22 protein-coding genes and 1 pseudogene are annotated in these 18463 nt (G+C 35.9%); 5 read left to right on the forward strand and 18 right to left on the reverse strand.

Annotated features, from left to right (window positions below):
- Positions 1-249 precede the first annotated feature (249 nt).
- Genes argF through argC form a run of 5 tightly spaced genes read right to left on the reverse strand, consistent with a single transcriptional unit; the run spans position 250 to position 5420 of the window.
- Entirely contained in the window at positions 250-1200 is a 951-nt protein-coding gene (argF, locus tag DM800_RS08155) for an ornithine carbamoyltransferase (RefSeq protein WP_087985151.1), read from the reverse strand.
- Positions 1201-1212: 12 nt separating this feature from the next.
- Positions 1213-2373, reverse strand: a complete 1161-nt coding sequence (locus DM800_RS08160; protein ID WP_073516430.1) for an acetylornithine transaminase — start codon at positions 2371-2373, stop codon at positions 1213-1215.
- Positions 2370-3137, reverse strand: coding sequence for an acetylglutamate kinase (gene argB, locus DM800_RS08165; RefSeq protein ID WP_147786703.1), 768 nt, complete (start codon positions 3135-3137; stop codon positions 2370-2372). The genes DM800_RS08160 and argB overlap by 4 nt, the downstream gene beginning before the upstream one ends.
- An 11-nt stretch (positions 3138-3148) precedes the next feature.
- Positions 3149-4372, reverse strand: coding sequence for a bifunctional glutamate N-acetyltransferase/amino-acid acetyltransferase ArgJ (gene argJ, locus DM800_RS08170; protein WP_147786704.1), 1224 nt, complete (start codon positions 4370-4372; stop codon positions 3149-3151).
- Positions 4373-4382: 10 nt separating this feature from the next.
- Positions 4383-5420, reverse strand: coding sequence for an N-acetyl-gamma-glutamyl-phosphate reductase (gene argC, locus DM800_RS08175; RefSeq protein WP_088064375.1), 1038 nt, complete (start codon positions 5418-5420; stop codon positions 4383-4385).
- A 374-nt stretch (positions 5421-5794) separates the two neighbouring features.
- Between argC and DM800_RS08180 the strand changes: the two genes are divergently transcribed.
- Positions 5795-5980, forward strand: a complete 186-nt coding sequence (locus DM800_RS08180) for a YqzH family protein (RefSeq protein ID WP_001003210.1) — start codon at positions 5795-5797, stop codon at positions 5978-5980.
- Positions 5981-6009: 29 nt separating this feature from the next.
- Here the strand turns inward: DM800_RS08180 and DM800_RS08185 are convergent, their stop codons facing one another.
- A complete protein-coding gene (locus tag DM800_RS08185) occupies positions 6010-6804 on the reverse strand; it encodes an SDR family NAD(P)-dependent oxidoreductase (protein ID WP_097857878.1) in 795 nt (264 codons plus the stop codon).
- Positions 6805-6813: 9 nt separating this feature from the next.
- Positions 6814-7767 carry an MBL fold metallo-hydrolase gene (locus tag DM800_RS08190; RefSeq protein WP_147786705.1) on the reverse strand — a complete coding sequence of 318 codons (954 nt, stop codon included), beginning with the start codon at positions 7765-7767 and terminating at the stop codon, positions 6814-6816.
- 165 nt (positions 7768-7932) lie between these two features.
- On the opposite strand from DM800_RS08190, the gene proI reads away from it, so the two are divergent.
- Positions 7933-8772, forward strand: coding sequence for a pyrroline-5-carboxylate reductase ProI (gene proI / locus DM800_RS08195; protein WP_147786706.1), 840 nt, complete (start codon positions 7933-7935; stop codon positions 8770-8772).
- Positions 8773-8823: 51 nt separating this feature from the next.
- On the opposite strand, the gene sdaAA is transcribed toward proI, so the two are convergent.
- From sdaAA to rnz, 4 genes are all read right to left on the reverse strand, one after another.
- Entirely contained in the window at positions 8824-9702 is an 879-nt protein-coding gene (gene sdaAA, locus DM800_RS08200; protein ID WP_000489470.1) for an L-serine ammonia-lyase, iron-sulfur-dependent, subunit alpha, read from the reverse strand.
- An 18-nt stretch (positions 9703-9720) separates the two neighbouring features.
- Positions 9721-10380 (reverse strand): L-serine ammonia-lyase, iron-sulfur-dependent subunit beta, encoded by a 660-nt coding sequence (gene sdaAB / locus DM800_RS08205; RefSeq protein ID WP_000877441.1) that lies wholly within the window; start codon positions 10378-10380, stop codon positions 9721-9723.
- 45 nt (positions 10381-10425) lie between these two features.
- Complete coding sequence (locus DM800_RS29575) at positions 10426-10572, reverse strand: hypothetical protein (RefSeq protein WP_179194447.1); 147 nt, start codon at positions 10570-10572, stop codon at positions 10426-10428.
- A gap of 552 nt (positions 10573-11124) precedes the next feature.
- Complete coding sequence (gene rnz, locus DM800_RS08215) at positions 11125-12048, reverse strand: ribonuclease Z (protein WP_088064377.1); 924 nt, start codon at positions 12046-12048, stop codon at positions 11125-11127.
- Positions 12049-12237: 189 nt separating this feature from the next.
- On the opposite strand from rnz, the gene DM800_RS08220 reads away from it, so the two are divergent.
- Complete coding sequence (locus tag DM800_RS08220; RefSeq protein WP_000656495.1) at positions 12238-12489, forward strand: DUF3932 family protein; 252 nt, start codon at positions 12238-12240, stop codon at positions 12487-12489.
- Between the two features lie 34 nt (positions 12490-12523).
- Here the strand turns inward: DM800_RS08220 and DM800_RS29880 are convergent.
- Positions 12524-12658 (reverse strand): annotated as a pseudogene (locus tag DM800_RS29880) (DNA polymerase IV); the annotation flags it as partial.
- A gap of 90 nt (positions 12659-12748) precedes the next feature.
- Positions 12749-13987: a DNA polymerase IV gene (locus tag DM800_RS08230; RefSeq protein ID WP_147786707.1), complete on the reverse strand. Its 1239-nt coding sequence runs from the start codon at positions 13985-13987 to the stop codon at positions 12749-12751.
- A 144-nt stretch (positions 13988-14131) separates the two neighbouring features.
- Between DM800_RS08230 and DM800_RS08235 the strand changes: the two genes are divergently transcribed.
- Positions 14132-14332 (forward strand): hypothetical protein, encoded by a 201-nt coding sequence (locus DM800_RS08235; RefSeq protein WP_046956380.1) that lies wholly within the window; start codon positions 14132-14134, stop codon positions 14330-14332.
- A gap of 44 nt (positions 14333-14376) precedes the next feature.
- Here DM800_RS08235 and DM800_RS08240 read toward each other — a convergent pair whose 3' ends face one another.
- Together DM800_RS08240 and DM800_RS08245 are read right to left on the reverse strand one after the other, a co-directional pair.
- A complete protein-coding gene (locus DM800_RS08240; protein WP_048546358.1) occupies positions 14377-15495 on the reverse strand; it encodes a tripeptidase T in 1119 nt (372 codons plus the stop codon).
- A gap of 127 nt (positions 15496-15622) precedes the next feature.
- Positions 15623-16168, reverse strand: coding sequence for a GNAT family N-acetyltransferase (locus DM800_RS08245; RefSeq protein ID WP_002008488.1), 546 nt, complete (start codon positions 16166-16168; stop codon positions 15623-15625).
- 190 nt (positions 16169-16358) lie between these two features.
- Between DM800_RS08245 and prli42 the strand changes: the two genes are divergently transcribed.
- On the forward strand, positions 16359-16451 hold the full coding sequence (gene prli42, locus DM800_RS29125; protein ID WP_000549038.1) for a stressosome-associated protein Prli42: 93 nt from the start codon (positions 16359-16361) through the stop codon (positions 16449-16451).
- A gap of 77 nt (positions 16452-16528) precedes the next feature.
- Here prli42 and DM800_RS08250 read toward each other — a convergent pair whose 3' ends face one another.
- The 3 genes from DM800_RS08250 to DM800_RS08260 form a co-directional block, all read right to left on the reverse strand.
- Positions 16529-16768: a DUF3894 domain-containing protein gene (locus DM800_RS08250; RefSeq protein WP_000281162.1), complete on the reverse strand. Its 240-nt coding sequence runs from the start codon at positions 16766-16768 to the stop codon at positions 16529-16531.
- Positions 16769-16914: 146 nt separating this feature from the next.
- Positions 16915-17460, reverse strand: coding sequence for a L,D-transpeptidase (locus DM800_RS08255; RefSeq protein ID WP_147786708.1), 546 nt, complete (start codon positions 17458-17460; stop codon positions 16915-16917).
- A 15-nt stretch (positions 17461-17475) separates the two neighbouring features.
- Positions 17476-18444, reverse strand: coding sequence for an aromatic acid exporter family protein (locus DM800_RS08260; RefSeq protein ID WP_147786709.1), 969 nt, complete (start codon positions 18442-18444; stop codon positions 17476-17478).
- Between the last annotated feature and the right edge of the window lie 19 nt (positions 18445-18463).

The raw sequence follows: 18463 nt of genomic DNA on the forward strand, positions 1-18463 counted from the left end.
ACAGCAAATGAAGCCTATGTGTATGTGAAGTAAAGAGTCTTCTTAGTAAACTAGGCACAAAAGGTTATACAAAAAATTTAGTAGCTGTTTCTCTAATAGATATCCCCCCTCTACCCATATAATTAAGTACATTCAGTATATACTCAAAGTAATATCTTTTTATTGTATTTACTTTCTCTTCTAAAAAGAATTTAACCATAAAAAACACCCCAATTGTTATTCGTATCTAACAATTGAGGTGCACTTCATTTAAGAAAGCTCTTCTACATTTTTAAATAAACTTACTAATAATGCTTTTTGCGCATGCAATCGATTACCCGCTTGCTCAAAGACGATAGACTGTGGTCCATCTATAATTTCTCCTGTTACTTCCTCTTCACGATGGGCAGGTAAACAGTGTAAGAAACGATATGTTTGCTTCGCATGCATAACAAGTTCTTTATTGATTTGGTAAGGTTGAAATAAAGTATATTTCTCTTCTTCTCCCTCTTGCCCCATGCTCATCCAAACGTCAGTATAAATGAAATCTGCTTCACTCACCGCTAGTTCAGGGTTATGCAAAATTTCAATTTTCGCTCCTGTTTCTTCAGCAATCGTTAACGCTTTTTTTACAATTTCCTCATTTGGTTCATATCCTACAGGCGTTGCAACAGTCATATGCATTCCAACTTTCGCACTTGCTAGCAACAATGAATGACATACGTTATTTCCATCACCTACATAAGCCAATTTTATTCCTTTAAATGTATTTATTTCTTCATATATTGTCATTAGATCCGCCAGTGCTTGACAAGGATGATGATCGTCCGTTAAACCATTAATTACAGGTATGCTCGATTCTTTTGCAAGCTCTTCTACATCGGCATGTGAGAATGTACGTATCATGATCCCATCAATATAATGAGATAATACTTTCGCAGTATCTGAAACGCTCTCCCCTCTTCCAATTTGCATCTCTTTCCCACTTAAAAACATACCATGTCCTCCGAGCTGTACCATTCCTGCTTCAAAAGATACGCGAGTACGAGTCGAATGTTTATCAAAGATAAGCCCTAATATTTTTCCTTGTAATAAAGGCTCTTGCTTATTCTTTTTTAAATAGATAGCGAACTCAATTAAAGAAATGATTTCTTCTTGCGTCAGTTCTTCTAATGTTAAAAGATCTTTCGTATTTAATTTCGGTACTTGTACAGTTGACATAGAATTTCCCCCTTATATGATTGATACGTTTTTTGTACAAACTACTTTTTTTATCATATATACTGCCTGTTCTAACTCTTCATTCGTTACAATAAGTGGTGGTAATAGTCTAATCACATTAGGTCCTGCTTGTAATACGAGAAGTCCTTCTTTCTCTAGTTGTTCTATACAACTTGCAACTTCATGCTTACACTCAATCCCAATCATAAGCCCCTTACCACGTATATTTTGAATACATTCAACATGTCGTAATTCCTCTCGCAACTTCTCTAATACGTATTCGCTCTTTTCCTTTACTTCTTTTAAAAACGATGGTTTCTTACTTACTTGCAATACTTCTTTCGCTGCAGCCATTGCAATATAATTCCCACCAAACGTTGAACCATGTGATCCTGCAGTAAACGATGTTCCAAGTTCCTTCCGGCCAATCATCGCTCCAACGGGAATGCCATTTCCAAGCGCCTTAGCGGCAGTAACGATATGAGGATCTATTCCCATTTGTTCGTAAGCAAATAATGTCCCTGTTCTTCCAATCCCTGTTTGTACTTCGTCTATAATAAATAAGGAACCGAACTTATTACATAATGTTTCAATTGCTTTCAAAAAAGATAAATCAGCAGGAATGACTCCTCCCTCTCCTTGAACAACTTCTACCATTACCGCCGCTACTTCTTCATTCATTACTTCCTCTAATGCCTTTATATCGTTAAACGGGGTATGTAAAAAAGACGGAAGGAGCGGACCAAATCCTTCTTTCACTTTATTTTGCCCCGTCGCACTCATCGTTCCGAATGTTCTACCATGAAAAGACTGCTGACATGTTATGACGAGAGATTTTCCAGTATGCTTACGAGCTAGCTTCAAAGCAGCTTCATTCGCCTCTGCCCCGCTATTACAGAAAAAAACAGAATCTAACGCTGTATTTTCTGTTAATAATGACGCTACTTCTTCTTGTAAGCTGTTTGTAAACAGGTTAGATATATGCCATATATCATGAAGTTGCTCTTGGACAGCTTTCATAACCTTAGGATGACAATGTCCTAAATTACATACGCCAATTCCTGATGTGAAATCTAAATATTGCTTACCATTTTCATCAATAACTTCCGTTCCACTTCCCTTTACAAGCTCAATATTTCTTCTCCCATACGTTTGAAAAAGATGACTTGTCATACGATACTTACTCCTTTCGTTACCGTCGTTCCGATACACTCGCCCGTAACTTCAGTAAAATCTTTTGTACCGTTCACAATACTTATCTTTTGCACTCCCATTTTTAATGACGTTAGTGCCGCCTGTACTTTCGGAATCATCCCGCCTGTAATAACTCCTTTTTCTATTAAAGTAGTAATTTCCGATTCATCCGTTTTCTTTACTAATTTCCCTTCATGTAATATCCCATCTACATCCGTAATAAAAATGAGTTCTTTTGCGGATAATGCGGCCGCAATTCCAGCTGCAGCTGTATCCGCATTTATGTTATAAATCTCATTATCATGTATCCCGACCGGAGCAATAACAGGAATATAATTCAAATTTATCAATCCTTTTAGTAAGGTTGTTTCGACATAACTTACTTCTCCCACATATCCTATTTCTTCGCTGACAGGTTGAACTTGAAGTAAATTGCCGTCACACCCTGAACAACCTACCGCAAGTAAATTATGCCTTTGCAACTTCATTACAAATTTTTTATTCGTACTTCCGCATAGCACCATTTGAACAATATCCATAACTTCTTTTGGTGTTACTCGTAACCCATCTCTTTTTTCTACTTTGATGTTACAACCTTTTAATTGCGCATCAATTTCTGGGCCACCACCATGGACAATCACTACTTTATACTTCTGTTGCAATTTCTTTATACAATCAAAAAACACATCATTTAATTGATCGAACATACTACCGCCGCATTTTACTACAATATAATCGCTCATCTTCCCTCTCCTTATGTACGATAACAAGCGTTTATTTTCACATATTCATAGCTTAAGTCACAGCCCCAAGCTGATCCTGTCTCTTCTCCTAAATGTAAATACACATCAATCATAATTTCATGTTCTTTTAATTTCTTTTTCATTTCCTCTTCAGAAAACATTTGAGGTTCACTATTTTTCAGCACCGTAATAGATTGAAGAGTAATATCAATTGTATTTGGGTTAATCGTGACTTCACTTTGTCCAATACTGCTAATAATTCGCCCCCAGTTTGGATCTTCACCATGTATTGCTGTTTTCACAAGACTCGAACCGACTATTTGCTTTGCAATTTTCTTTGCCTCTTCATTCGTTCGAGCTCCTAACACATTTACTTCTATTAACTTCGTAGCGCCCTCACCATCTTGTGCGATTTTTTTCGCTAAATCTTCACATACCTTCTGTAAAGCAAATACGAAAGTTTCCCAATCTGCATGTTCCATATTGATTGGTTTCGTTTCTGATAATCCACTTGCCATAACGATGACCATATCATTCGTAGAAGTATCTCCATCTACCGTAATTTGATTAAATGTACGATTCGTTATTTGTGATAATGCTGTTTGTAATACGTCATGCTCTATATGAGCGTCTGTCGTAATAAAACTTAGCATCGTCGCCATATTTGGATGAATCATCCCTGAACCTTTCGCAACACCAGCAATCGCCACTTTCTTCCCATCAATCATCATTTCATAGCAAGTTTCTTTCGTTATAAGATCCGTCGTTAAGATTGCTTCAGAAAAAGAATGAGCTTCACTTTCTTCCTTCGTCGGGATAAGAGTTGCAATTCCCTTTCGGATTATATCCATCGGTAAAGGGACACCAATTACACCTGTTGAAGCTACTGAAACGTAATTTTCTTTCACTCCAAAATGTTCCGCTCCTAATGCACGCATCTCGTAAGCATCTTGTAACCCTTTCATTCCTGTACAAGCATTTGCATTTCCACTATTGACGATAATTGCCTGCAATTTCCCCTCAGCTGTTATACTGTCTTTCGTTACTTGCAGGGGAGCTGCTTGTATTTGATTCGTTGTATAAACGGCAGCACATGATGCTGGCACTTCACAAATGATTACACCTAAATCCTTTTTGTCTTTTTTCAAACCATTTGCAGTACCGACTGCCGAAAAGCCTTTTGGCGTTACAATTGAACCATTATCTAATTTTGTAATAGACTCTACTTTAATCATCATGTCCCCCTTATAAATAAAGCGGCATATGTTGTAAACCTGTTGTTTCTTCTAGTCCCGCTACTATGTTTGCATTTTGAATCGCTTGCCCAGCCGCACCTTTCATCATATTGTCTATAACAGAAACGACTGTCACTCTTCCGGTTCTTTCATCGTAAGCTATCCCCATATCACAATAATTTGAGCCCCTCACTTCTTTCGGACTTGGAAACTCTCCTTGCGTACGAATTCGAATGAAAGGCGATTGTTCATACGTTTCTTCATATAATTTTTGAAGTTTCCCTATTTCCATTTCTCGTTTTACTTTCGCATAAAGTGTAACCATAATTCCCCTTGATATCGGTATTAAATGTGTACTAAACGTGATTGGCTTAGTTTCCCTATTCCACTCCGCGAGCATTTGCTCAATCTCAGGAACATGTTGATGCTCATTTACTTTATAAATACGCAGGTTATCGTATAACTCAGGAAAGTGAGTCATTGTCGTTGGCGTTTTGCCTGCTCCAGATACTCCTGATTTCGCATCAATAATAATGGAATCTTCTTCAATTATGTCGCTACGAACTAACGGCAATACCGCTAATAATGCAGCTGTAGCAAAGCATCCTGGGTTTGCAATTAAATTTGCATTTTGAATCTCGGACCTTTTCCATTCACTTAACCCATATACAGCTTTACTAAGAACTGCTTCTTTTGCAGCTGTCCTTTTATACCACTGTTCATATATGAAAGGATCTTTCATACGAAAGTCTCCAGATAGGTCAATTACTTTTAAACCTACTGCTAATAATTTTGGAGTTAGCTCTGCTGATACTCCTGCTGGGGTTGCCAAAAATACAATTTCTGCTTCTTTCACTATTTCTTCCGCATCAATTTCTTGTAACGTATGAACAAGAACATTTTGAAAATGCGGATATACATTTGTTATACACTCACCAACTTGCGAAAAAGAATGAAGAGATGCTATCGAAAAATATGGATGTTGCTCTAATAACCGAATTAACTCAATACCTCCATACCCAGTTGCTCCAATAATCGCGACTTTCATATGCTCCTCCTCATATCAATTCTTTAAATTAAGTATGATTATAATATTGTATATTTATAGAGTCAATTAAATATTTATAAATTTTACAAACTTAAAAAACTTAATTTTACTAGAAAAACAATATACACAATAGAATTTTTATACACAAATAGTGTATAGTAGTTTTTTCATTTCACTTCAAGTACAATAAAGTGAAACTATAGTCAGTGGGGTTTTGTTCATCCTCCCTGATTATTAGTTGAACCAATCGGGCGTTTAGGGGCAGTCGATCTCCCACCTAACTTCTTTGCTCTAGCCGAATTTTAAGGTGGGGGTTTTACTGCCCGTTAATGCCGGGTAAAACAATACATATATACATACAGGCGGGGAAAAACATGAATGAGAAATTAATTGAGAAAATGATTATAAAAAGTTTTCAGCAATATCAATGTAATCCTATGTCAAATGAGGATCAGGAAATGCTTATTAAACATATTCAAACGATAATTCATTCAAATACTGAAATTGATGTATACGAGGCAGTTGAGGATATCGTTTACGATTATGTGACTGGAAAATAAAAAATAGGAGATTTCCATATGGAAATCTCCTATTTTTTATTTAATGATTTACCTGCAACACGCTCAAATAAACCTGGGAATAGTGCATAAAGTTTCGGACCAATGCCCATCCACTTCGGTAAGTTTACTTCACGCTTTTTCGTTTGCATCGATTTTACGATCTGCTCTGCTACATATGTTGGTTTTAACATGTACCGTCCCATATTTTTCACATATGTACCGGATTGATCCGCTATTTCAAAAAAGTTTGTATCTATCGGACCTGGATTAATCGCTGTTACGAAAATATTTGTACTAGACAACTCCATGCGTAAACTATTCGTAAATCCTAATACTGCATGTTTCGTCGCTGCATACGCACTCGATTTTGGAGTTGCAATTTTCCCAGCAAGTGAAGCAATATTAATAATATGTCCTTCGTTCCTTTTCACCATATAGGGTAGTACCGCTTTCGTACAAGCTACTAATCCAAATACATTTACTTGGAACATATCTTTCACTTCATCCATTGACGCATCTTCAAATGTTTTAAAAATACCAAATCCCGCATTGTTTACTAATATATCAATACGTCCCACTTCTTGTAATACCTTTGAAAAAACAGATTGTACTTCTATCTCTTCACTTACATCTAATACATAATAATAGCAAGGCGTATTATAAGTTTCTTTAATTTTCTCTGCTAACACTTTTAATTTCTCTTCTGTTCTAGCCATTAATACTGGAGTCGCCCCCTGCTCTGCGACTTGCATTGCAACTTGCTCTCCAATTCCACTAGAAGCACCTGTAATGACGATTACTTTATCTTGTAAACGTCCCGTCATTGCTGTCACCTACTTTGCATAATAAATCAATTGTTGCGAAGATTCATCAATCATCACTTGTTGATTATATGCTAAAAAGTCTAATTGTCCAACAGTTTCTGAAATAGTAAGCGGCAATTGCTCCTTATATAATACCGGAAATAGTTTTACACATACTTCAAATGCTGTCATTGGTTTTTCCTTTAATAACTCAAGCACTTTAAACGCACGTGTTTCTTGCTTTTGTAATCTCGTTTCAATAAGTTGTTTCACATTTAGAACATCTTCTCCATGTCCTGATAAAATGCGCGAAATATTCATTTCACTTAAACGCTTTAATGTTTGATTATATTGTAATAACGGGCGCGCCCTTTCTGTTTGTCCTTCATATGGTGGTTCTAATATGGGATTCGAAGAAATATGGCTAATGAGAGCATCCCCGCCAATTAATATTCCATCAGATTCTCTATATAATGAAATATGAGTGGAAGCATGACCTGGTGTTTCGATTACTGTAAACCCAGGTAAAGAATCAATACGATCTCCCTCTCTCACAGTATGCGTTAACGATCTATTACAAGAATATTTAAGTGTCTTCGTCGTCAATAACGCCTCGTCTTTCAAAAATGCCGCTGGAACACCAAATTGCAAAGCTGTCTCTCTAAAAAACTCATGATACCACTTTGAAAATTCTGGATTTTGCGTGATCCAAGGCTCATTCCAAGGATGTCCAATAATGTTCGTTTTCTCAGAAAATATATTTAAAAGCCCACAATGATCCGCATGATGATGCGTAATGACTACTGTTTTAATATCTTCTATCGCATATCCTAATGTACCTAATTGCCTTTCTAAAGCACTTCTTGCCTCTTTTGTATTCGTCCCTGTATCAATTAATGTTAATGTCTCCCCCTCAACTAAAAACACATTCACAGTTTCAACTGCAAATGGCACAGGAATCTCCATTCGGTGAATCGCCGTCATGCTTAGCCCCCCTGTCTCTTTCCGGTTCAAAAATGAATACTTCTTCAGTTTACAACTTCTATATATATTTGTCATTATTTTCAGATAAAAAGAGGTGTTTCCTGTAAAAAAACGAATGTATGTACATTTATAAGAATTTCTAACCAAATTTAAAGGAGGAACATCATGTCTATTCAAAACATTTCCTTTCTCGGTGCAGGCTCTATTGCTGAAGCTATTATTGGTGGCTTGTTACATGCAAATGTTGTGAAAGGCGAACAAATTACCGTAAGTAATCGTTCTAACGAGACAAGATTGCAGGAGCTACATAACAAATACGGAGTCAAAGGTACACACAATAAAAAAGAGCTACTTACTGATACAACTATTCTTTTTCTAGCAATGAAACCAAAGGATGTTGCAGAAGCGCTTACTCCTTTTAAAGAAGATATACATAATAACCTGCTTATTATTTCCTTATTAGCAGGTGTTTCTACTCACTCGATTAGAAACCTACTTCAAAAAGATGTTCCGATTATTCGTGCGATGCCAAATACATCTGCAGCTATTTTAAAATCAGCTACTGCTATCTCGCCTTCAAAACATGCAACAGCGGAACATATTCAGACTGCCATAGCTTTATTTGAAACGATCGGTCTCGTCTCTGTTGTAGAGGAAGAAGATATGCATGCTGTCACTGCATTATCTGGAAGTGGGCCTGCTTATATTTATTACGTAGTGGAAGCGATGGAAGAAGCCGCAAAAACAATTGGTTTAAAAGAAGATGTTGCAAAGTCACTTATTCTTCAGACGATGATTGGTGCTGCTGAAATGCTAAAAGCAAGTGAAAAACACCCTTCTGTTTTGCGAAAGGAAATTACTTCTCCTGGCGGAACGACCGAAGCAGGTATTGAAGTATTACAAGAACATAAATTTCAACAAGCACTTATTTCTTGTATTACACAGGCTACACAACGATCACATAATCTTGGGAAAACATTAGAACAACTAACAAAAGAAAAATAAAAATGGAGCTCAATCTTACTTGAGCTCCATTTTTTTATTAACATATATTGTTTAGTTATTAGTCTTCCCAAAAATCTCTTCTTGCAGACGGCGACCAGTTGGTGTTGCTGCAAGTCCACCTTCAGCTGTTTCACGAAGTGCTACTGGCATCGTTTGTCCGATTCTAAACATCGCCTCAATCACTTCATCACATGGAATTGTACTCGTTACGCCAGCTAATGCTAAATCAGCTGAAATCATCGCATTCGCAGCTCCTGCTGCATTACGTTTTACACAAGGTACTTCTACAAGCCCTGCAACAGGATCACATACTAAACCAAGCATATTCTTTAATGAAATCGCCATCGCTGTAGCTGCTTGATCTTGTGTTCCACCAGCCATCTCAACTGCTGCTGCTGCTGCCATTCCACTTGCTGAACCTACTTCAGCTTGGCAACCTCCTGCCGCGCCGGAAATACAAGCATTATTCGCAACAACCATACCGAAAGCTCCTGCTGTAAATAAAAATTCGATCATCTCTTCGCGTGTCGGCTGTAATTTTTCTTGCAGTGCAAACAGTACACCTGGCACTGTTCCAGCAGACCCTGCTGTTGGTGTTGCACAAATAATTCCCATCGCTGCGTTTACTTCATTTGTTGCAACAGCTTTACTCACCGCGTCCAAAATCGTATCTCCAGATAAGCCTTTTCCGCTATTCATATACGCCTGAACTTTTACAGCATCTCCGCCAGTTAAACCAGTTGGTGATTTCACTCCGCGAATACCACGTTCTACTGCTTGCTCCATCACGACTAAGTTCTTTTCCATACCAGCAATTACTTCTTCACGTGAAATACTTCTTGTTTTCATTTCACATTGAATCATAATTTCTGCGATTTTTACATTTTGTTCTTTAGCTTGCGCCACTAGTTCCGCTGCGTTCCGAAACATGGTGTGTCCCCCCTGCAATTATTCCATAATAGTTACTTGACAAATATTTTGTTGCGCGTTTATTTCTTCAATCACTTCATCTGCTAATAATTCATCTGTTTCGATAACCATAAGCGCTCTTCTTCCTTTTTCTTTACGAGAAACACTCATTGTACTAATGTTAATTTCATGTTTCGCAAGGATTGAAGCTACTGCTGCAATAGCACCGAAGCGATCGTTATTTACAATAAGTAGTGCTGGACTCGTGCCTGTTAATTGAAGATCGAATCCGTTTAATTCTACAACTTCAATTTTACCGCCACCAATTGAGCAAGCAACAACTTCAATTTCTTCTTCACCTTTATACAAACGAATTCTCGCTGTATTTGGGTGAGGTGCATTTGCATCTTCTTCAATAAATTCTACTTCGATTTTGCGCTCTTTTGCTATGTCTAGCGCTTCTGGAATACGTAAGTCATCTGTTTCAAACCCTAATATCCCACCTATTAACGCTACATCTGTACCATGCCCACGATACGTCTTTGCAAATGATCCATATAATGAAATGCTTACTCTTTCTGGTTCATGACGAAACAGCTGGCGAGCAACTTGCCCCATTCTTGCTGCGCCTGCTGTATGTGAACTTGATGGACCAATCATAACTGGACCAATAATATCAAATACTGAGCGATACTTCATCATAACTCCCCCTAAACCTCTGTGCAAAAATTTTTTACTATTCTATTAAGCTACCGAATCGGTTGCTTTTCCAGTTGTACGACGAATTTGTTCCGCTATACGAATTGGATAGTTTTTGAATAACAGTGAAACAATATATCCTGAAATAATACCAATTATCATAATAAATAAGAAACTTAGCATTACCTTCATTTACTAATCATATAAGCTAATCCACAATAAAGTCTTGTAGCAATCCAAAGTTTAACACAGAACCCCTTACAAGCATAGCGTAAACAAGTGAAACTCCCATTGCTTTCATACCTTTTAGTGCTTTAAAGCTAAAAAATGAAAAAAGACTTAGTACAAATAATAGTAATATCCTTCTTATTTGTAATTCTCATGTTTCCCTCTCACGATTTAGTCAACTCCACTTGTTACGACAAATGGCTAAAACGCATGTAGCCTACAATAAATTATAATCTGCCCTCATTATATCTTGTTTTTAATAAAACGCTTACTTTTAATAAATTTTAAAAGTTCTGAATAACGATCCGTTTTTGCTATTTGTACCACTCGTATGTCGTCTGACTTATATAACAGTTTCTCTAAACAATCGGTACTATGTATTTTTATCCTATTTCTTCACATCATTAAAACTTTCTGTTTCATCCAATATAAACATAAAATGATAACAGTTTTATTTTAAATTTTTTTAGAAATAAAAAAATGGCAACCTTTCGTCACCATTTTTTCACAACATTATTATCTATCTACTGGAAATGATTTCAAATCCGTAGCTATTTCTGTATTAGAAAATAGCTCTCTTGCCTCTTTCCATAATTCCTTATATGTATCTCCTTGATAACGAGAACTAATATGAGTCAATATTAATCGTTTTGCATTTGCCTGAAGTGCAATACTCGCAGCTTGCTTAGATGTAGAATGAAAATAATCATATGCTTGTTGTTCATCCTCTGCTGCAAAAGTGGCTTCATGAACAAGTACGTCAGCGTCTTGTGCCAGCTCTCTACTCGCTTCACAATATCTTGTATCACCTAAAATGGTAATAATTCTTCCCTTTTGAGGTGGACCAATAAAGTCTTTTCCATTTAGTATCGTACCATTTTCTAATTCAACTACTTCTCCATCTTTTAAACGTTTAAAGAGCGGGCCAGGTTTCACACCCATCTCCAGTAATTTATCGACTAAAAGAGCACCTTGTATATCTTTCTCTACAATACGATACCCAAAACATTCAATACCATGTGACAATCTTTTCGTTTCCACGTGAAATTCATTATCTTCAAATACAGTACCTTCTTCTATTATCTCCACAATTTCAAGTGGGTATTTTACATGTGTCGTACTTACTGATAATGCCACTTCAATAAATTGTTTAATTCCTTTTGGTCCATACACTGTTAAAGGTGTAGTCCCTCCTTGAAATGAACGGCTTCCTAATAAACCAGGCAAGCCAAAAATATGATCACCATGTAAATGCGTAATAAATATTTTTTCAATGCGGCGTGGGCGTACTGATGTATGTAATATTTGATGTTGCGTCGCCTCGCCACAATCAAATAACCAAGTCTGTCCTCGTTCTTCTAACAATTGCAAAGCAATTGCCGAAACGTTCCTTCCTTTCGAAGGAACACCTGCACCAGTTCCTAAAAATACAAATTCCACTTTCTTTCCTCCAGCTCTTTATATAATCTACCTTTCATCTTACGGAATGTTATTTCAAATGGCAAATCGAATTTACATAACCGATCATCTAGACAACTATATATCACGAACGTTATACTCAAAAAACTTAGTAATCGTTCGTGTTTTATGTTAAAATGATTATACTACATTTTAAGGGAGCGTTTTATTATGAAAGAAGCATTTCGTTTACAAACTGATTTTTCATCTTCATTTGATCGCTGGGTAAGTTCTTTCGTTTCTGATCACCCAGCACAATTAGAATGGACGACTTTGAAAGAATTAATCCATGAATATACAACAACACATACAAATGATTCATTACCAACATATATTTCTTCAGCTTTAACATATTACGCACAACGCGTTTCAACAACAAACAGTTCAGAAATTGTTATTTTTGAAAATGCTACAATCTCATAATCTATAATAAAAAGCACTGGTTACAGTGCTTTTTTTATTTATACTTATTTAGCAAATCGGCATATTCCGTCAAAAAATTTGTATACATACTTTGATCAAACTCATCTAAATTTATCCTTTCACTTGATTTATTAAATAATTCTTTTGCTTGTAGTGCAAAAGAAACAATTTATTTTCTATAAAAACTTTATAGTAAAAAATTTCATAGTTAATTGTAAAAATAAAAGGTGTCATGATATTTACAGCTTCATGACACCTTCTACATAAACTTATTTTCTAATTTTTGCTGAAAAGACTTTTCTTGCTTACGTAATAATTGACTACCTCGTTGTAAAATCGGCATTCCATACTTATCATTAATTTGATCGATGACAGCAAGTAGCGGCTCTTCTTTCGCATCTTCTTCAAATGAAAACAAATCTAATTGTTTCACCGATTCTGTCTTCCACTCTATTTCAGTGGCTGTAACACCTAGTAAACGAACGGAATCACCGTCCCAATGTTGCTTCCATAAACGAGATGCTGCCTGAAAAATATCTCGTTCTTCCCAAATCGCATTTTTCAATTGCTTACTCCGTGTTACTGTCCGCCTATCATGATATTTAATCATAATTTGAATATTATAGCTGACAAGCGTTCGCTTTTGTAATCTTTTACTCACTGATTTTGATAGCCGTTCTAACATATCAAGTAATTCTTTCTCTTCATCCATATCCTTTGAAAAAGTCATCGAATTACCGACACTTTTATGTTGTCCCATTTGACTCGGGTCAACTTCCCTATCATCCATACCTTTTGCCCGCCTTTGTAAATCAACGCCATGCTTTCCAATTTTAGCGCGAATGATATGTTCGTTTCCTTTTGCTAACTGCTCAATTGTTTGTATATGAATATCATTTAATTTTTCAGCTGTTTTTTCTCCAATTCCATGCATTGCTTCAACTGGAAGTGGCCAAATCATTTCTGGAATATCTCGTTTTCGAAGTACGGTAATACCGAGAGGCTTTTTCATATCAGAAGCTGTTTTTGCTAGGAAAAGGTTAGGAGCAATTCCGATGCTACACGGAAGCTGTAACTCTGTTAATAACGCCTGCTGAATCATCTTTGCTATTTCAAGAGGTGGACCGAGTGCGTAGCAATCTGTAATATCTAAATATCCCTCATCTATAGAGACTGGTTGTATTTTTTCCGTAAAACGTGAAAGAATTTGAAACATTTGAAATGAAGCTTCACGATATAATGTAAAATTAGGACGCATTACAACTAATTGCGGGCATAACCTTTTTGCTTCCCAAAGAGGCATCGTTGTACGTATTCCATAGTCTCTTGCCTCATAACTACATGTTATAATAATTCCTTTTCTTTCTTTTTCATTTCCAGCAACTGCTAACGGCTTCCCTTGTAATGATGGGTCATGAGCAATTTCAACAGATGCGAAAAAACAATTCATATCTACATGCAAAATAACACGACCATTTTTCGGATACATTTCTCGCATAGTACTCACTCCCTAATCAGAACATTCGTTCTTTCATTATATCAAATTTTGCATAATAGTTATAATAATTACTTGTTCTTTTCCTTTCATACATTTGATACAATTTACATAAAATGTATCAAATTACAAAAAGGGGTGATTATGATGAAATCAACTAATAAACTCAACTATACGTTCCTTGTGATTATATTAATCATAGCCATTAATTATTTACTGCTTCCTATTTTCAACTTTAATACATTTGGATTCTTCCCTCGTCTAGTACATATAGCAACAACTTATATATTGCCATGGATTTTCTTGTATTGGCTGATCCGCCTTGTAAAAGCAATCGAATCAAAATAAAAAGCGTGTAAATCAATTGTGATTTACACGCTTTTTCTATTACATTACTTCGCTACTTCTTCAATAATTGCTATAACTAATTCTGCTGTTTTCGCTAATTCTTCAACAGGAATCTTTTCGTTTGTTGTATGAATTTCTTCATAACCAACCGCTAAGTTAACTGTTGGAATACCGTGTCCTGCAATTACGTTTGCATCACTTCCGCCACCACTTTGGTGAAGAGAAGGTGTACGACCAATGTTTTCAGCTGCACGTTTTGCAACTTCTACAACGTGATCACCCTCAGCAAATTTAAATCCTGGGTACATAACGTTTACTTCAACGTCTGCATGACCACCCATTTCTTTTGCAGTTGTTTCAAATGCTTCTTTCATTTTCGCAACTTGTGCTTCCATTTTTTCATTGATTAAAGAACGCGCTTCTGCAAAGATTTGTACATGATCGCAAACGATATTTGTTTGTGTACCACCTTCAAAACGTCCAATATTTGCAGTTGTTTCAGAATCAATACGACCAAGTGGCATCTTCGCAATTGCTTTCGCTGCGATAGTAATTGCAGATACACCTTTTTCTGGTGCTACACCAGCATGAGCTGTTTTCCCACGAATAATTGCATTCACTTTCGCTTGTGTTGGAGCTGCAACAACGATTTCACCAACTTTTCCATCGCTATCTAATGCGTAACCGTATTTCGCTGTAATGCGCTCACGATCTAATGCTTTTGCACCAACAAGACCAGATTCTTCTCCAACTGTAATAATAAATTCAATTTTACCATGAGGGATGTTTTTCTCTTTTAAAACACGAATTGCTTCGAACATTGATGCTAATCCAGCTTTATCATCCGCACCTAAAATCGTAGTACCATCTGATACGATATATCCATCTTTAATAGAAGGCTTAATTCCATTACCAGGAACTACTGTATCCATATGAGAAGTAAAGTAAATTGTATCAACACCATCTTTTGTTGCTGGTAAAGTACAAATTAAATTACCTGCACCATGCCCAGTAACAGCCATTGTGTCATCTTCAAATACTTCTACACCTAAATCTGTAAACTTCTTTGTTAATACTTTACAAATTTCTGCTTCAAATTTCGTTTCAGAATCTACTTGTACTAATTCCATAAATTCATTTACTAAACGTTCTTGATTAATCATAAGACTGCGCCTCCTGCACTACCATTATGTATGTAACACTATTAATTATAACAGAATTTCGCAAAAGTTTCGAAATACAAGACAAAAAACAGACGGTTTATATGTCTAGATAACCATCTGCTTTCTATTACTCATTTAACAATACCCAGCGCATATGATCTTCCCATACTCCATTAACCATTAACATTTTCCTAGACACGCCCTCATATTGAAAGCCTATCTTCGTCACTACTTGTATAGATGCTAAATTTCGTGGCATAATCGGTGCTTCTATACGATGTAACTGAAATTCCTCAAAAGCAACTTGAATCGCTTTTCTAAGCGCTTCTGTCGTATAACCTTTGTTTAACTCTGCCTTATCTAATTTATAGCCGAGTACACAAGATTGATAAATTCCGCGAACAATTAAATTAAATGAAATACATCCAATTATTTTCGTATCATCACCCTTTTTAAAAATCCAAAGCCTGATGATTTTACCTTCTGCAAACTCTTTTCTATCCTTTTGTAACTTTTTCTTCTGATAATCTAACGTAAAAAAATCATCCGGTCTATACTCTTCCCAAGCTTTTAAAAATTCACGATTTCTGTCGTAATATTGAAGAACTTTTTCAGCATACGACTCATCAATTTCCCTTAAATGTAAACGATTTGTTTCATATATTTTCATCATCGTATCTCCATTCTTCAGCTTGCATAACAAAAAACTTATACTCTATCATTAATTATATATTCTCTACATACATACAAATTTCCTGTTATACTTTACACGCACTTCTCGAATTTTGTCACTTCTCTCCCCTTGTCCACAATATCATTTCTCGTTACAATAATATTGTACTGATTTGCAAGGAGGTTTAACGATGCATAAAAAAGCTCAAAAAGTTATGATTTATGTAATGCTAATTTCTATGCTTGTAACAACATTACTTGCTGGCGCAAGTATGTTTTGGTAAAAAGGACGATGTGTTCGTCCTTTTTTTACTTTTTACACATAACATAATAAAATAAACCATCTCGATATCGAGATGGTTTATTTTATATAAAGCACAATCGCTACAATACTAAAGGAGAATGACATTACAAGTGCTGTTATAAAACTTGTATATTGTTTCTGCTGAAATGCTCCAATAACAAAAGTAAGATTGAGTAATGCCATACATACAATTGCTACAAGATAAGAACATATATTAAAAGTTGCCAATATGAATGTAATAACAAATAGAAATCCCATAAAAAATTGCATATACGAAATTTTTGGATTCAAGTACATATGAGCAACCCCTTTATCTAATTTTTTATCCTGATCGGTGAGGGCTGATAATCCGCGGGTAAAAAACATCCCACTGATTAAAGTTTCACTTTATCTTTCTATACTCTCATTAACTCATGGTTATGTACACATGTCAAGACAACTTATTACAATAGAAAAAGCCAACCTTTGTTGGCTTTTTCATATGCAATGGCCCCTTTTTGTTTTGCCAATTGCTGAAATGATTTTTTCGACTTCACAATCCATACTTTCGTTCCAATTGGAATGCGATCAAATAAATACTCCACATCGTTTTTCTTCATTCTTATACATCCTTGTGAAATATACTTTCCAATTGAACTAGGTTGGTTTGTTCCATGTATTCCATATTTACTTCCATCAGTTCCTCTTGCATTAAATCCAATCCACCTTGACCCAAGTGGATTTTTCGGTGACCCACCTGGAATATCCTTCGCAATATAATACGGATCCTTCGCTTTCATTACAACATCAAAAGTTCCCTCTGGAGTTAATTCATTTGTTTTCCCTGTCGCTACTGGAAAAACCTTTTGGATCTTTCCATCGTCAATATAAGCTAGTTTATTCGTCGCTTTATTTACAATAATAAAAGGATCTCCGGCACGTGGATTATCACCAAGAGGCCAAATATGCGATAAAGAAAGACATAATATGAAAGAGAGAAGATACGGCATAATAATTCCTACCTTCTATATAAGTTCTTTTATATTATCCTTTCCCTTAAAACGGCTTTTAATGAGTAAATATTGTTCCATTTCATACACAAGTTGAACAAGCTTCGCACGTATCTCAAATTCTTCACGTGTAACGGGCAATGGCATGTCTCTAAATAATTCTCTCATTTCTTGAAGCTGTCTTAAGGAAATAACCCCAGTACTCTCAGGGCTAATAGCATTTCCAATGTTTTCAACCACATCCGCAATCATATCAGCTTGTTCATATGTCCATGATAAAGAAGCTGCTAATGGTATCATCCGTTCTAAAATTCCGAATTGTTGCATGCGCATATTAAAATAACGATAGTAATAGCCATCTTCTCGCATAAATGCATTCTCAAGTTTCTTAAACGATAAATCCCTTGCTTCATTTAGCATATTTTCAGTTTCAATAAGTTCTGCCCCGCTCCAGCTACTTTCTCTGTTTCGTAAATACACGACCATTTCAAACAAAATTGTTTTAAAGTTACTTTCTATTGTATCCTGATACTCTTTTAGCTTATTTTCACTACTTGGCATATACATATTCACTAATAAAGCCACGCTAATTCCTATCGTTAATATCGCAATTTCATTCCCAACAATAAGCCATGTAATTTGTTTCAATGAATATAGATGCATCACAATAACTGAACTCGTGACAATACCTTCTTGAATTTTGAGCATAACTGCAGTCGGAATAAATGTAAGTAATAATATACTAATTGCAAGTGGTGTATATCCAATTGTTTCAAAAATACAAAACGCGAATACCATTGATAATACACAAGCTAAAAAACGATGTAGCGATACTTGAAGTGATTTACGTTTCGTATTTTGTACACATAATATAACTAAAATGCCCGCTGAACTATAAAATTCTAATCCTAATAACTGCGCAATAAAAACGGCTGCGCCTGTCCCTATTGCTGTTTTTACTGTACGGTATCCAATTTTGAACATAGCACTGCTCCTATATGTA

The organism is Bacillus sp. AY18-3 (assembly GCF_008042305.1).
GTDB lineage: Bacteria > Bacillota > Bacilli > Bacillales > Bacillaceae_G > Bacillus_A > Bacillus_A wiedmannii.

Bases quoted from the DNA above. Each gene is read 5' to 3' on its own strand.
- argF (WP_087985151.1), bottom strand. From the start codon at position 1,200: ATGTCAACTGTACAAGTACCGAAATTAAATACGAAAGATCTTTTAACA.
- DM800_RS08160 (WP_073516430.1), bottom strand. From the start codon at position 2,373: ATGACAAGTCATCTTTTTCAAACGTATGGGAGAAGAAATATTGAGCTT.
- argB (WP_147786703.1), bottom strand. From the start codon at position 3,137: ATGAGCGATTATATTGTAGTAAAATGCGGCGGTAGTATGTTCGATCAA.
- argJ (WP_147786704.1), bottom strand. From the start codon at position 4,372: ATGATTAAAGTAGAGTCTATTACAAAATTAGATAATGGTTCAATTGTA.
- argC (WP_088064375.1), bottom strand. From the start codon at position 5,420: ATGAAAGTCGCGATTATTGGAGCAACTGGGTATGGAGGTATTGAGTTA.
- DM800_RS08180 (WP_001003210.1), top strand. From the start codon at position 5,795: ATGAATGAGAAATTAATTGAGAAAATGATTATAAAAAGTTTTCAGCAA.
- DM800_RS08185 (WP_097857878.1), bottom strand. From the start codon at position 6,804: ATGACGGGACGTTTACAAGATAAAGTAATCGTCATTACAGGTGCTTCT.
- DM800_RS08190 (WP_147786705.1), bottom strand. From the start codon at position 7,767: ATGACGGCGATTCACCGAATGGAGATTCCTGTGCCATTTGCAGTTGAA.
- proI (WP_147786706.1), top strand. From the start codon at position 7,933: ATGTCTATTCAAAACATTTCCTTTCTCGGTGCAGGCTCTATTGCTGAA.
- sdaAA (WP_000489470.1), bottom strand. From the start codon at position 9,702: ATGTTTCGGAACGCAGCGGAACTAGTGGCGCAAGCTAAAGAACAAAAT.
- sdaAB (WP_000877441.1), bottom strand. From the start codon at position 10,380: ATGAAGTATCGCTCAGTATTTGATATTATTGGTCCAGTTATGATTGGT.
- DM800_RS29575 (WP_179194447.1), bottom strand. From the start codon at position 10,572: ATGAAGGTAATGCTAAGTTTCTTATTTATTATGATAATTGGTATTATT.
- DM800_RS08220 (WP_000656495.1), top strand. From the start codon at position 12,238: ATGAAAGAAGCATTTCGTTTACAAACTGATTTTTCATCTTCATTTGAT.
- DM800_RS08230 (WP_147786707.1), bottom strand. From the start codon at position 13,987: ATGCGAGAAATGTATCCGAAAAATGGTCGTGTTATTTTGCATGTAGAT.
- DM800_RS08235 (WP_046956380.1), top strand. From the start codon at position 14,132: ATGAAATCAACTAATAAACTCAACTATACGTTCCTTGTGATTATATTA.
- DM800_RS08240 (WP_048546358.1), bottom strand. From the start codon at position 15,495: ATGATTAATCAAGAACGTTTAGTAAATGAATTTATGGAATTAGTACAA.
- DM800_RS08245 (WP_002008488.1), bottom strand. From the start codon at position 16,168: ATGATGAAAATATATGAAACAAATCGTTTACATTTAAGGGAAATTGAT.
- prli42 (WP_000549038.1), top strand. From the start codon at position 16,359: ATGCATAAAAAAGCTCAAAAAGTTATGATTTATGTAATGCTAATTTCT.
- DM800_RS08250 (WP_000281162.1), bottom strand. From the start codon at position 16,768: ATGTACTTGAATCCAAAAATTTCGTATATGCAATTTTTTATGGGATTT.
- DM800_RS08255 (WP_147786708.1), bottom strand. From the start codon at position 17,460: ATGCCGTATCTTCTCTCTTTCATATTATGTCTTTCTTTATCGCATATT.
- DM800_RS08260 (WP_147786709.1), bottom strand. From the start codon at position 18,444: ATGTTCAAAATTGGATACCGTACAGTAAAAACAGCAATAGGGACAGGC.